This is a genomic window from Yersinia proxima (assembly GCF_902170785.1).
Taxonomy (GTDB): Bacteria; Pseudomonadota; Gammaproteobacteria; order Enterobacterales; family Enterobacteriaceae; genus Yersinia; species Yersinia proxima.
In genome coordinates this window covers 38404-52714 of the sequence record NZ_CABHYG010000016.1, presented here as the reverse complement: position 1 = coordinate 52714, position 14311 = coordinate 38404, and the positions used below count along the sequence as shown (strand labels likewise).

Below are 14311 nucleotides of genomic sequence, written 5' to 3'. Positions count from 1 at the left end.
GCGATATTAAATTTTTGTGAGTGGCTCAACCTTATAACCTCATTGCCGATAACACCGGTGTAACCGAATGGTTGCAATTTGCAGTGAAGGAGAACAACTATGCAGTTTTTAAAAAATATCACCATCAGAGCGGCACTACTTTGGGTACTTGGCGCATTTTGCCTGTTATGGGGCGGCGTATCTGCTTATATGTTGCTATCGCTGAATCAACTAACTCAATCGTCTAATGCCAACAGTGTGTTGGTTGAAAATATGAATTTGGTCAATCAGGGCACGGATCAATATTTTCGGATGGTGACACGTCTTGCCCGTTCAGTGGATTATCGTCAGAGCGGCAACATTGCGGATGCAAATAAAGAACTCAAATCATCCAATGCAGCTCTTGAAAATCTGAAGCAGAAGCTGGCGCAGTTTAAAGCCATCGACCATGCACAGATTGATCCCGCTTTGGTCAATGAGGTAATTGATGGGTGGAGCGGGTTAATTGATCAAGGTGTTACACCGCTGTATCAGGCGGCAATGGCTAACAATAGCGCGGCTTATCAGGATCTAGCGAAAAAGACGGTGCCCGCATTGAGCCGTCAATATGGTTCTGTTGCGGAAAACTTTAATCAAGCTGCATCCAAAGCTATTGGGGTAGCTAAAGATCAATTTGCTCAGTTAACAAAAGTGAGCAGTATTACGTTAATTTCTGCTTTGGTAGCTGGATTGTTGATATTACTGGCAACGGATCGCTACCTATTAGTTAATCTGGTTCGCCCGTTAGACGCTATTCGTGCTCATTTTCGCGTTATTGCTTCAGGTCAACTGGGTCAACCCATTACCGATTTTGGTCGTAACTGCGTCGGGCAATTGTTTCCACTACTACGTGATGTACAAACCAGTTTGGCCAATACGGTTCATGCTATCCGCAGCAGCACTGATGGCATTTATCACGGGGCGGCAGAAATCTCTGCTGGTAATACGGATTTATCATCGCGAACCGAGCAGCAGGCTGCTGCATTAGAAGAAACAGCAGCCAGTATGGAGCAGCTAACAGCCACGGTAAAACACAATGCGGATAATGCACATCACGCCAGCCAACTGGCGGCAAGTGCTTCTATCACCGCCAAAAAAGGCGGAGCGCTGGTGGCTGATGTGGTTCATACCATGGATGAGATTTCAGCCAGCTCACGCAAAATAGCCGATATTACGACGGTGATTAATAGTATCGCTTTCCAGACCAATATTCTGGCACTGAATGCTGCTGTTGAAGCGGCCAGAGCGGGTGAACAAGGTCGTGGCTTTGCCGTGGTAGCCAGTGAGGTACGCAATCTTGCTCAACGCAGTGCGCAAGCTGCGAAAGAGATTGATAGTCTGATAGCCGAGTCCGTTAGCCGGGTTAGCAGCGGTTCTGCATTGGTAGAAAGTGCCGGGATAACCATGGATGAAATTGTTCGCTCCATCACCAATGTCACCGATTTAATGGGTGAGATAGCATCGGCGTCAGATGAGCAAAGCAAAGGTATCACGCAGGTCGGGCAGGCGGTGGCTGAAATGGACAGCGTGACTCAGCAAAATGCCGCATTGGTACAAGAAGCATCACGAGCAGCAGCTTCGCTCGAAGCGCAAGCGACTCAGTTAAACCAAGCGGTAGCAGTGTTTAAATTGCAGTCAGATGATGTGAGAGCAAAACCGGCAGCCAAACCTCGGGCGACGGTATTAACAGCAGCGCCTGTTGCCAAGGTAGACAACAACGCAAACTGGGAAACTTTCTAAATCTGAGATAGGGATATTGGCGTGGCGTAATCACTTACGCCACGCCGTCGTGATAACCGATAGGGTTAAAACCCTTCTTGTGAGTGTGCCAATTGAGCCAACAACATCTGTTCAATCAGTTCACTACGGCTGATGTTACGTTGCTCTGCAAGACTATTGAGAGCGTCGACGGCATCGGCATTAATTTTCAGTTCCACGCGCCGTAAACCACGTACTTTATCGCGCCGTAGTTGATTTCGCTTATTAATTCTAAGCTGTTCATCACGGGATAATGGGTTTGTTTTCGGGCGCCCCGGACGGCGTTCATCTGCGAACAGATCCAGCGTCGTGCGATCCGTTTGTTCTTTTGCCATAGGTAGCGGTACTACAAGGGATTTACATCAGAAATTTCTGACGATTCGGTTTACACGTTTCAGACCGATACCTTTCTGACTTGATGCTGCTGATAACGCCACAACATCCATTCAGTTGGGTATGAACCAACAGCCTGAATTTGCATTTGCTACCAAACACCGGAGCAAATTTATAGCGCGCCATAATACCCTAGCCAACCGAGCAACGACAATGCCTTACTGTGATTAGATTGGGCTAATTCACTCTTTTTTGCACAATTTTTCCACAGGAAATACATTTCTTTTCCCCAGGGTATGATTTTTAATCAACATCCATCGCGCGCGGTTCGTTTTTTGCTCAGCACTATTTTTCACCAGTGCTATTTTCGTCACTCTCTTCATCAATAAAGCGGTGAATGGCGCGTAAGACAGAATCTGGTTTTTCTGCATGCACCCAGTGTCCGGTTCCGGCGACAACATGGGCGCGTGCTTGTGGGAATTGACGGGCAATCTCATCGCGATAGCTGTCTTGAATATAAGGTGACAGTTCACCGCGAATAAACAAAATGGGATGTGGCCAGGGGGGAATGGGTTGCCAGCCAACAATATTTTCGTATTGATCCCACAATGCGGGCACGTTAAACCGCCACTCACCGTTATGGAATGATTTCAATAAGAACTGAATAACACCTTCTTCTTTTATTGATTCGCGCATCAGTTGAGCGGCTTCCTGGCGTTGAGTCACACCCGCAGCAGTTACTGCATTGATAGCCGCGAAAATCTGATCATGACGGCGCAGTTGATAATCGATGGGGGCGACATCTATTACTATCAACTTTTCGATGCGGTCGGACGCAATTGCTGTCATGGCCATCGCCACTTTCCCCCCCATGGAATGCCCAATGATAATTGCTTTTTTTATCTCAAGCCCTTCCATCAATTCCAGCACATCCTGCGCCATATCAGGATAATTCACCTCAGGTGAGCGCGGGGATAAACCGTGATCGCGCAAATCGACCTGAATCACGTCATGGTCTTTGTGTAAGTCGCGAGCTAATACCCCGAGGTTATCAAGGTTACCAAATAACCCATGAATCAAGATGATCGGCAGGGAAGCGGTGGGAGAAAGTGCGTTTTGTTGGCGGAAGTTTAATTTCATGGCGAAGTTCATACTGAGAGATATTATGGTTAGGGTATCATGACTCAGCGAAGCTGTACTGCTTCACGATTAGGGTTAATGTGGGTTATTTAAGTCGTGGCTAATGTATTGGGGCATTTATCGTGGATAAAGGTACTCGTTAGCACGCTTTGACTTTATAATCCTAAGATATGCATAAGAAAGTAGAAAACCGTACTGGATAAAGATGAAAACTATTGAACTCGACGAAGAACTTTATCGCTATATTGCCAGCCATACGCAACACATTGGCGAAAGCGCGTCCGATATTTTACGACGTATGCTGAAGTTTACAGCCGGTCAGCCGGTAACGGGCTTATCTACCAATAACTTAGCCCATAATGATGTCGCCAAAACAGCGACGGCTCCAGCACCAAAGGATAGGGTTCGCGCGGTACGTGAATTACTGTTATCTGATGAGTATGCTGAGCAAAATCGGGCGGTTAACCGTTTTATGTTGGTGCTTTCCACCTTGTATACCTTAGATGCTCAGGCCTTTACCGAGGCAACGGAGTCCTTACATGGTCGCACCCGGGTCTATTTTGCCGGTGACCAACAAACTTTGTTGCAAAACGGGACACACACCAAACCTAAACATGTTCCTGGTACGCCATACTGGGTTATTACCAATACCAATACCGAGCGTAAACGCAGCATGGTGCAACATATCATGCTGGCGATGCAGTTCCCGCCAGATTTGACTGACAAGGTGTGTGGGACTATCTAATTTCGTTGAAACGATACCCAAAGAAGTTGGAGTTGCAGGCCGCGAATACTCCTGCAATTTGCACAATGATGGATAGATAGGGAGTAGTAACTGTGGCTAATCACCCTCGTGCCGGGCAAGCGACCCAGCAAAGCGATTTGATTAATGTTGCTCAGTTGACGTCGCAATATTATGTATTGCAACCTGATGCTGAAAATCAGGCCCATGCGGTCAAATTTGGGACGTCAGGCCACCGTGGCAGCTCATTGCGCCACAGTTTTAATGAAGCCCATATTTTGGCAATCGCTCAGGCGATAGCTGAAGTTCGTCATCAGCACGGCATTACCGGGCCGTGTTATGTGGGTAAAGATACTCATGCGCTGTCTGAACCCGCCTTTATTTCCGTATTGGAAGTGTTGACCGCCAATGGCGTGGATGTCGTGGTGCAGCAAGATAATGGTTTCACGCCGACTCCCGCTATTTCCCACGCGATTTTATGCTATAACGCGCAAGGCAAAGATCTGGCTGACGGCATTGTTATCACTCCGTCGCACAACCCGCCGGAAGATGGCGGTATCAAGTATAATCCACCCAATGGCGGCCCGGCCGATACCAATCTCACCTCGGTGATTGAAAAACGCGCCAATCAGTTGCTCAGTTTGAAATTAGAGGGTGTTAAACGTCAGACACTGGATAAAGCCTGGCGTGGTAATCACCTGCGTGAGCAGGATTTGATTCAACCGTATGTTGAGGGTTTGGGTGATGTTGTTGATATTCCCGCGATTCAAAAGGCGGGTCTGAAATTAGGTGTTGACCCTCTCGGTGGTTCCGGTATTGCTTACTGGCAACGGATTGGCGAGCACTATAAGTTGGATCTGACGCTGGTTAATGATTCTATTGATCAGACATTCCGCTTTATGCATCTGGATCATGATGGTGTGATCCGTATGGATTGTTCATCTGAATGCGCGATGGCGGGTTTGCTGGCTTTGCGTGACAAATTCGATTTGGCCTTCGCCAACGATCCCGATTACGACCGTCACGGCATTGTCACACCTGCTGGCTTAATGAACCCTAACCATTATCTCGCGGTATCAATCAATTACCTGTTCCAGCATCGTCCACAATGGGGCGCAGATGTGGCGGTGGGCAAAACGCTGGTTTCCAGCGCGATGATTGATAGAGTGGTTGCTGATTTGGGCCGTAAGCTGGTGGAAGTGCCGGTGGGTTTCAAATGGTTTGTTGATGGTTTGCACGACGGCAGTTTTGGATTTGGTGGCGAGGAGAGTGCCGGTGCATCCTTCCTGCGTTTTAACGGCAAACCTTGGTCGACGGATAAAGATGGCATTATCATGTGCTTGCTGGCGGCTGAAATCACTGCGGTAACCGGTAAAAATCCACAACAGCACTATGATGGTTTAGCGCAACGCTTTGGCGCACCAAGCTATAACCGCATCCAGGCTCCGGCAACGCAGGCGCAGAAAAACGCCTTATCCAAGTTGTCCCCTGAAATGGTTAAAGCCAGCACACTGGCAGGTGATGCTATCACCGCACGTTTAACTGCCGCACCGGGTAATGGCGCATCCATTGGTGGGCTGAAAGTGATGACGGCAAATGGCTGGTTTGCTGCGCGCCCATCCGGTACTGAAGAGGCTTATAAAATTTACTGTGAAAGTTTCCTCGGCGCAGAGCATCGCGAAAAGATAGAACAGGAAGCAGTAGATATTGTCAGCGACGTACTGGCAGGCAAGTAATTGTATCAACTCCGAAATAGCGCCAATCGGCGCTATTTCGCTGGAGTAAATCAATATAAGGCAGAATATCTATTAATTATTTGTCCCGCTAAGGTGATTAGCTAAATTATCCAGAGGTATCTGGTTTTTTAAATAGTTTATATTGATCCCTGATGCTTCTTGAGGTGCAAAGGAAGAAAGTGCATGGATGATGTTGTTGATATCGGGTAAATTATCGCCAAAATAAAGAGTGTTTTCTAAATACATTTCACGTAATGCGTTATTTTTTTCGATCAGAATATCACGTAGTTCTCTCTCTGTTGTTTTCTCTGTATCCGGCATCTTATCGCAAAAAACCTCAGACAAATCAGTGTGGTAATGATCACCATAATCTTTTATATGATTTGATTTCATTAATATTTTTTCAGGGTTTTGTGCATTTCTGCTTACTATATTATTAATTACCATTGTATGACATTTTTTATCATTTTCGCTGCCATGGCGAAGGTATGATCGAGTATGTAAATTTTTAACTTTATAACCATTTTCGGCATATTGATTATGGATAACAATAACGAGATTATTCGCATGAGATTCTGTGCTCGATATCATTAGATGATTACCGTAGCGTTCGAATTTCAATTGATGGAAAAAATAATCATCTATACTAATAGTATTTTCTTCATCACTATATTCAACTATCATGTTAATACCATCATGAGCAGAGAATACATATAAATCATTACCTGTTCCCCCCGCTAGATAGTCATTATTTTTTTGTCCTTCAATTCTATCGTTGCCACTGCCGGCAAATATAATATCATTACCACGTTGACTGCCGTCATCAGAAGATATAATACGAGAATAACTATGTTCATCATCACCGTATAAATCATCTATACCGTCACCGCCATCGAGAATATCATTACCCGCTCCCCCCCATAAACCATCATTACCTTCACCACCAATCAATATATCATTATCCTCTTGGCCAAACAGGGAATCGAAAGACTTATTACCAATAATAATATCATGACCTTTACCACCCGCCAGGTTATCATTCTCACTCCCACCAATAATAATATCATTATCAGTACCTGCAATGACTTTACGACTAATTACGGGTAACTGATTTTCGCCATTGAACGATTTTATTTTATTTCCCGCTCTAATTTTTTGATGATTCAAAGTGATTTCCTTTTTATTGGGATGTGCGTGGCTTTTCTACTTTGGGATTTTAATGGATAGTAGGGTGATGATAAACTTAAATTATATTAAAGTTTATGCATTGCTCTTTAATTAAAGAAATATATATATTAACACTTACGATTCAAATTAATAATATAATAGAGAGGTTATTTTAGCTTAATTACTCCACTCATTAATGAGTGAAATCGACAACTCCCATTATTTGCAACAATCCCGGCGTGCGCGTAGCGGTATAACGAATGGTTGCCGGTATTTAGCATTTCTGCTGGTATCAAGTCAGTTTATTGATTTCGTGAAATAAAATAATCAGTATTGTAGAAAAATGATTACTAATAAATAATCCATCTCAAGAATTATAGGTGCTTATATAATTCAAATATTAAAAATCATAACCAACCAAATTTTAATAAGGAGTTTAAATGAAAGGCAATATCGTTATGGGATTCTGGCATAATTGGCCGACAGAATCGGGCAATGGATATAAAGGCGGTAGTTTCAAGGAAATGGATTTGACCAGCATTCCTCTAAACTATAATGTAATTGTTGTTGCGTTCATGAAAGTTATTGACGGTAGCAACGATCACATTCCAGATTTTCGTCCTTATAAATACACTGATATTGAATTCCGTCGGCAAATTGACACGTTACATAGTCAAGGACGTAAAGTTCTTATTTCTCTCGGTGGAGCAGATGCTGACATTGTCATGCATAATGGTGATGAAGTTGCTCTGGCTGAGCGTATTAAACAACTTAGCGATAAGTTTGGCTTTGACGGTTTAGATATCGATCTGGAGCAAAAAGCCATCACTGCTGGCAACAATCAGAAAGTTATCCCTGCTGCTTTACGTATGGTCAAAGACCACTATAAGTTACAAGGGAAAAATTTCATTATCAGTATGGCACCTGAATTCCCATACCTGCAAAAAGGACGAGAGTACGAAGAATATATTATTAACCTGGAAGGTTATTACGACTTTATTGCACCACAGTTCTATAATCAAGGCGGCGATGGCGTTTGGGTTGATAATATAGGCTGGTTGGCACAAGATAATAACCAGAATAAAGCTGACTTCCTCTATTATCTGTCTGAAAGTATTGTTACCGGCACCCGTAATTTCATTAAGATTCCAAGCAACAAATTTATTATCGGCTTGCCTTCTAATAATGATGCGGCTGCAACAGGCTACGTTATTAATGCAGAGGATGTGAAAGAAACATTTTCACGCCTGCAAAGTGCCGGGCTGCCTATCCGTGGATTAATGACCTGGTCTGTAAATTGGGATGCTGGCACTAACAGCGCGGGGAAAGATTACAACTGGGAATTTATTAATCGCTTCGGTTACCTGACAGAAAATGATGTAGTACCGGAACTGGTTGAAAATAATTGGATTGCCAATGTGCGTTATGAAGATGGTGACCGAGTGTTATGGAATGGCATCGTATATAGCTGCGTAATGCGTCATGAATCCAACATTTATTGGACTCCAGAAAATGCGGCTTCTTTGTGGAATATAGGCTCTCATTAATTATTATTTAAATGGAAGATATTATGAACGGAATTATTACTGAAAAGAAAGAGTCACTTAACTTGCGACACGGCCACGTTTTTTCACCGAAATCACGAGCCTACTTTGCCTGGGAAAAAGGCCAGATTGATACAGGTATGTTGAACCAGCGTGAAGCCGGTAAATTCTTCCCAGCATTGGTGAGTGGTCTGACAGATACTCTGGCTGCCACCGATACGCTGAGCTCATTGCCACCACGTGATGGAGAAATAGCGAGCGCCAATCAGATGAATGGCAACGTGCTTGACCAGCCAGGTACTCACTGGGAAAAACACAATGTGGAATCCAGCCAACTACTACCGATTAGCTGGTCCTACAGTGCTCAGCATGCAACTCGCCGCTGGAACTACTTCATCACTCGTAAAGACTGGAATCCAAACCTGCCATTGAGCCGTGCACAGTTTGAAGATAAACCGTTCTATCAGGTTCAACTGAGCGAACAACCTTTCTGGAGCTACGGTGAGGCACTTAATCCACCTAATCCAACCGAGCATAAAATCATGCTACCGGAACGTGTTGGTTACCATGTTATTCTGGCAGTTTGGGAGATAGCGAACACGGGTAATGCGTTTTATCACGTTATCGACCTGAACTTCGTAGGTGGCGATGTCACCCCCGCACCTGTTGCACCAGCTGGATTACGTTGTACTGGTGTGACCACAAGCAGTGTTTCTCTTGCCTGGAGTGCGCCTTCTGTACCTACAGCTTCTTACCGTATTTACCGTAACGGTACATTGATTAGTTCACAGACAGCGACAGCCTTTACCGACAGTGCTCTGACAGAAAATACACGATTTGATTATCAATTATCCAGCGTTGACGCGTCAGGCGTGGAATCTGCGCTAAGTGAAGTTCTGTCGATCACGACGCTTTCTACTGATGCAGTTGATGCCCCACCGTCGGCGCCAGCTAACTTACATAGTATGGAAGTAACAACAAAAAGTGTAAGTCTGATGTGGGGGGGAGCACAGTTCGGCGATCGTGTTCAGGCTTATATCATTTATCGTGAAGGTGACGAGGTTGCTCGTGTTGAACTCAGTCAACTGACTTATAAAGATAAAGAGTTACAGGCGAACACTCGCTACCGCTACTTTGTTGCAGCTGTTGATGTGCAAGGTCGTCTCTCAGTGCCGAGTAACGTTTTGACTATTACCACGGATGTTGAGCAAGAAGTGATTCCAGAACTGACCCCGGAAGATTATCGCACATGGGCATTGGGGAGAATGTATGTTACAGCTGAAGTCGTCAAGCATAATGGCCTTTTGTGGTCCTGCCTTCAGAGCCACACAGCCTGGGTTGATAACTGGGCTCCTGGAGCTTCAGAATCAGCCACCCTGTGGCATAGAACTTAACTAGTCGTTTAAAAGGCTGACTTATAACTATAGGGCAGCCTTTTCTTAACTTTTACTATGAGAGCTTTAGCCCTATAAATATGAAGGGCTTGTTGCAAAAAATGGAATTGTCATGAAAACTGAGGCTATTCATCCTTTCTTCAATGAATCCACATGGCTCTTCGCGATTTCAAATGGAAACATTTTATACCCGAGATCATCCTGTGCTGCTTACGTTGGTACGGCTCAATCCCGATGAGTTCATTAGATTTTTACTTTTCGTCTATACGAAATAAAAATACCGCCAATCAATTCCTTAAACGGGTGTTAAACCTTATCCTGTAGAAAAACAGCCTAAAATATTCAATACCGATAAACATTCGTCATACGGTTACGTTATCACTCGTTTAATGAAAGAAGGAGAGCTACGGGAAAGTTCTGCTTTTATGAATCGGCTCTTTAATATTGAGATGGTTTTAGCTTAATTACGCCACCCATTAATGAGTAAAATTACCGAATCTCATTATTTGCGACAAGCTCGAATAGAGTAAGCCTGAAGAACAGGCTTGAAAATATTATCTTTGATAATAATTACCCTAATGCCACCATTAAGGCCCCGGCGGTAATCAGTGCTACACCTAGCCCGGCAATTAATGAAATTTTCTCACCAAATAGAATAAACGCCAGAATAACCGCGAAAACCACACTGAGTTTATCTATTGGCGCGACTTGTGAAACATTGCCATTTTTGATCGCCATAAAGTAAAACAGCCAGGATAATGCCCCAGCGACACCGCTTAACACCACAAACAAGAGCGCTTTTTTATCTGCTAATACTGCACCAACCAGATTGAATTTCCCTTGAATAACCACTACGCCAACTAAAAATAGTGCCATCACCACAGCACGAACCGCAGTGGCGGTATTGGCATCCAAATGCTGCAAACCTATTTTACCGAAGATAGCGACCAGAGAAGCGGAGAGGGCAGACAGCAGGGCGTAAATCAACCAAGTGCTCATAATAAATAAGACCTATTATCATTAAAATCCTGATGCTACGCCGTTAGGTTTATTATTCATAGCCTTAAAGGCGTTTTATAGCGAATCAATCGTTATGGGATAAAACGATAGCCGACACCGGTCTCCGTAATTAAGTGCTGCGGTCGTGTAGGGTCGCTTTCTAGTTTCTGGCGCAGGTGACCCATATAAATGCGCAGATAGTGGCTGTGCTCAACATAATTCGGCCCCCAAACTTGGTTGAGTAATTGGCGCTGGGTAATGACTTTACCCGCATTCGCCAATAACGCTGAAAGTAAGCGAAACTCGATGGGGGTCAGATGGAGGTCAACACCGGCGCGTGTGACCTGGCGGTTAATTAAATCCACACTGATATCGGCAAAATTCACCAATGGGCTTTCCTGGCTGCCGCTACTATGACGGCGCAAAGCCACCCGTACTCGTGCAAGTAATTCACTGATACCAAAAGGTTTGCTGAGATAGTCATCAGCACCAGCATCCAGCGCTGCGACTTTGTCTTCTTCGCTGCTACGGGCCGATAACACAATAATAGGGATGGCGCTCCACTGGCGCAGATCCTGAATATAAGTCAGGCCGTCACCATCTGGCAAACCCAAATCCAAAATGATCAGATCCGGTTTGCGTGTGCCAGCCTCAATCAGCCCCCGTTGTAGGGTCTCACTTTCAAATACGCGCCAGCCTTCACTCTCCAGCGCAATGCGGACAAAGCGGCGGATCTCTTTTTCATCTTCGACGATGAGGATGTTAGTCGGCGATATAGTCATTTTTCAGCATCAATATTTTCACCTTCAATTTCCGGCGCTTTCTCCAGTGGCAAGGTAAAGTGGAAACTTGCGCCCCCCTCTTGACTCTTTTCAACCCAGATGCGCCCACCGTGTACATCAATAATGGCACGACAAATGGCTAAACCCAAGCCCACTCCCGGAATCGCTGACTCTTTGTTACCACGAGAAAATTTATCAAAAATCAGTTGTTCCTGCCCAGCCGTGACTCCAGGGCCATTATCCCAGACTTCGACATTGAGCCACTCACCTTGCACGGTGGCGCGAATTCCCAGCAATGCATCGTAACCGGCGTATTTATGGGCATTTTCCAGTAGATTGATAAATACCCGCTCCAGCAAGCTGCCATCACAATTGATCAACACCATTTCATCCGGTAACTCGACACGAATGTGGTGATGATTCAAAGCAGTTTCCAGCATATGTAACGCACTGCCGACGATCTCTTCCAGTGACTGCCACTCTTTGCGCAGATTAAATCCACCCGATTGGATACGGGCCATATCGAGTAAATTGTTGACCAGTCGGGTGGTACTCAGCACTTGTTGACGGATTTGGTTTGCCTGTGGCGCGTGGCGTGAGCCTTCAGCGGCCAGATCCAGAGTCAGGATTTCCGCCTGACCAAATAGCACTGTCAGTGGCGTACGTAAATCATGAGAAAGCGCGGCGAGCAGAGAATTACGCAGTTGTTCGCGTTCCGCATCCAGCTTGGCCAATTCGGCGCTGCGAGCCAGATGCAACCTTTCTAATGCGTTGGCAATCAGGCTGGTAAAAGTTTGCAGCAAACGCTGTTGCTCCGGCACCATGAGTTGGCGCAGGTTAGCCGGTTCAATCGCCAGTACACCATAAGTTTGTTTCGCTGCCGTGAGTGGCAGCAATTGATAAGGCACTCCCGGCAAGGTATCGGTGCCTGCACCGGCGGGAGCACCTTTATTAAAGCTCCAGCGGGCAATGGCCTCATCAACGGAAAGTGCCGCACCTTCGTCGGTAGTGATTTGTTGCAAACGCCCATCCTCTTGTGGCAGTAACAGGTCCGTTTTGGCCTGAAAACTGCTGGAAAGAAAATGACGGCTGGTTTTGGCAATATCCGCCGGGGTGAGGGCGCGGCTTAATCCACGAGACATTTCATACAGATGTCGCGCGCGTTGCTCGCGGTAACGGGCAATTCTGGCTTGATAACGCACGCCAGCAGTCAAGTTCCCCACCACGATACCGACAATCAGCATGACAGCAAAAGTCAGCAAATATTGCACGTCAGTGACTGCCAGCGACCAGTGTGGCTGGACAAAGAACAGATCGAAACTGGCAACATTGATAACAGCTGCCAATACTGAAGGCCAGCGGCCATAGAACAGCGCAATAATGACCACACCCAGCAAGTAAACCATCACCAGGTTGGCTTGGTCGAATCCCGGTATTAGCCATTGCGATAATATAGTGATCAGTGCGCACAAGCCGATGGCGGCAGCACAGCCGCGTAATTGCATACGCCACTTTTCAGTGAAAGTACGCGAGTCCGTCTCTTTCACTGTATTGGTCGGGTTATCACCCTCCAGCGCAATAATCACCAAATCTAAATCTGGCCCGAGTTTCCCCAAGCGATCGGCAAAGCTGCCACGTAATTTCCAGTGTTTTTCCGTGCGGCGGCCAATAATGATTTTGCCCAAATTGTGTTCGCGGGCGTAACGTAATACCGCCTGTTCTTCACCAGCCTCGGATAAGGTTGCTGTTTCAGCTCCGAGTTCTTGTGCCAGTTTGAGGGTGCGCAGAATGGCACGGCGCTTAGCTTCGGGCAGGCGGTGCAAACGAGGAGTTTCAACATAGACCGCATGCCAGATACATCCTAACCGCGCTGCCAATCTGGCAGCAGTGCGCACCAGTTTTTCATTACCGCTATTATGGCCAATACACAATAAGATGGCATCGCGGGTGTGCCAAACACGCTCGCGCCCTTGTGTGTCGCGAAAGGCACGCATCTGGTCGTCAACCCGATCAGCAGTACGGCGCAAGGCCAGTTCGCGTAATGCAATCAAGTTGCCTTTGCGAAAGAAATGCTCAATAGCCCGTTCCGCCTGCCCAGGAATGTACACTTTGCCTTCATTGAGGCGCTGACGCAGGTCATCGGGGGGAAGATCGACTAAAACCACTTCCGTGGCTTCATCAAACATATGGTCAGGTACAGTTTCCCGTACCCGAATACCCGTTACCCCCCCAACCACATCATTCAGGCTTTCCAAGTGCTGCACATTGACAGTGGTGAGCACATCAATACCGGCATCCAACAGCTCTTCCACATCTTGCCAGCGCTTTGGGTGGCGCGAGCCATGAGCATTACTGTGTGCCAGTTCATCCATCAGGATCAAGGCTGGGTGGCGGGCGAGGGCAGCATCCAAATCAAACTCGCGCACCTGGCGATTGCGGTGATGAATCCGCTTTTGTGGCAAGATATCCAGCCCCGCCAGCAATGCGGCCGTTTCACTACGCCCGTGAGTTTCTACCACGCCGACCAACACATCCAGCCCTTGAGCACGCAGGCGCTGGGCTTCTTGTAGCATGGCGTAGGTTTTGCCCACCCCCGCGCAAGCCCCAAAAAAGACTTTTAGCCGACCGCGAGACTTTTCATTCGCAGCTGCAAGCAGGCTGTCAGGGTTTGGGCGGGTTGGTTCTGCATCCACCATGT

At 46.2% G+C, this 14311-nt stretch carries 11 protein-coding genes and 1 pseudogene; 6 read left to right on the top strand and 6 right to left on the bottom strand.

Going from position 1 to position 14311, the window contains the following annotated elements:
- The first annotated feature begins 99 nt into the window (after positions 1-99).
- Entirely contained in the window at positions 100-1758 is a 1659-nt protein-coding gene (locus FTB31_RS13990; protein ID WP_077293483.1) for a methyl-accepting chemotaxis protein, read from the top strand.
- Positions 1759-1823: 65 nt separating this feature from the next.
- On the opposite strand, the gene ybfE is transcribed toward FTB31_RS13990, so the two are convergent.
- Positions 1824-2111 carry a LexA regulated protein gene (gene ybfE, locus FTB31_RS13985; protein ID WP_005163374.1) on the bottom strand — a complete coding sequence of 96 codons (288 nt, stop codon included), beginning with the start codon at positions 2109-2111 and terminating at the stop codon, positions 1824-1826.
- Positions 2112-2454: 343 nt separating this feature from the next.
- On the bottom strand, positions 2455-3249 hold the full coding sequence (gene ybfF / locus FTB31_RS13980) for an esterase (RefSeq protein WP_077293481.1): 795 nt from the start codon (positions 3247-3249) through the stop codon (positions 2455-2457).
- A gap of 205 nt (positions 3250-3454) precedes the next feature.
- On the opposite strand from ybfF, the gene seqA reads away from it, so the two are divergent.
- Entirely contained in the window at positions 3455-3994 is a 540-nt protein-coding gene (seqA, locus tag FTB31_RS13975; RefSeq protein WP_050077754.1) for a replication initiation negative regulator SeqA, read from the top strand.
- Positions 3995-4086: 92 nt separating this feature from the next.
- A complete protein-coding gene (pgm, locus tag FTB31_RS13970; RefSeq protein ID WP_077174354.1) occupies positions 4087-5727 on the top strand; it encodes a phosphoglucomutase (alpha-D-glucose-1,6-bisphosphate-dependent) in 1641 nt (546 codons plus the stop codon).
- 72 nt (positions 5728-5799) lie between these two features.
- Here the strand turns inward: pgm and FTB31_RS13965 are convergent, their stop codons facing one another.
- A complete protein-coding gene (locus tag FTB31_RS13965) occupies positions 5800-6894 on the bottom strand; it encodes a calcium-binding protein (RefSeq protein WP_227731491.1) in 1095 nt (364 codons plus the stop codon).
- Between the two features lie 440 nt (positions 6895-7334).
- Between FTB31_RS13965 and FTB31_RS13960 the strand changes: the two genes are divergently transcribed.
- The 3 genes and pseudogenes from FTB31_RS13960 to FTB31_RS13950 form a co-directional block, all read left to right on the top strand.
- A complete protein-coding gene (locus FTB31_RS13960) occupies positions 7335-8441 on the top strand; it encodes a glycosyl hydrolase family 18 protein (protein WP_227729021.1) in 1107 nt (368 codons plus the stop codon).
- Between the two features lie 23 nt (positions 8442-8464).
- Positions 8465-9832, top strand: coding sequence for a lytic polysaccharide monooxygenase (locus tag FTB31_RS13955; protein WP_227720617.1), 1368 nt, complete (start codon positions 8465-8467; stop codon positions 9830-9832).
- 153 nt (positions 9833-9985) lie between these two features.
- Positions 9986-10245 (top strand): annotated as a pseudogene (locus FTB31_RS13950) (DDE-type integrase/transposase/recombinase); the annotation flags it as partial.
- A gap of 157 nt (positions 10246-10402) precedes the next feature.
- On the opposite strand, the gene FTB31_RS13945 reads toward FTB31_RS13950, so the two are convergent.
- The 3 genes from FTB31_RS13945 to kdpD form a co-directional block, all read right to left on the bottom strand.
- Positions 10403-10831 (bottom strand): EamA family transporter, encoded by a 429-nt coding sequence (locus FTB31_RS13945; protein WP_050077760.1) that lies wholly within the window; start codon positions 10829-10831, stop codon positions 10403-10405.
- A gap of 92 nt (positions 10832-10923) precedes the next feature.
- Entirely contained in the window at positions 10924-11613 is a 690-nt protein-coding gene (gene kdpE, locus FTB31_RS13940; RefSeq protein ID WP_050077762.1) for a two-component system response regulator KdpE, read from the bottom strand.
- Positions 11610-14309 carry a two-component system sensor histidine kinase KdpD gene (gene kdpD, locus FTB31_RS13935; protein WP_227731490.1) on the bottom strand — a complete coding sequence of 900 codons (2700 nt, stop codon included), beginning with the start codon at positions 14307-14309 and terminating at the stop codon, positions 11610-11612. Before kdpD ends, kdpE begins: the two co-directional genes overlap by 4 nt.
- Positions 14310-14311 lie beyond the last annotated feature (2 nt).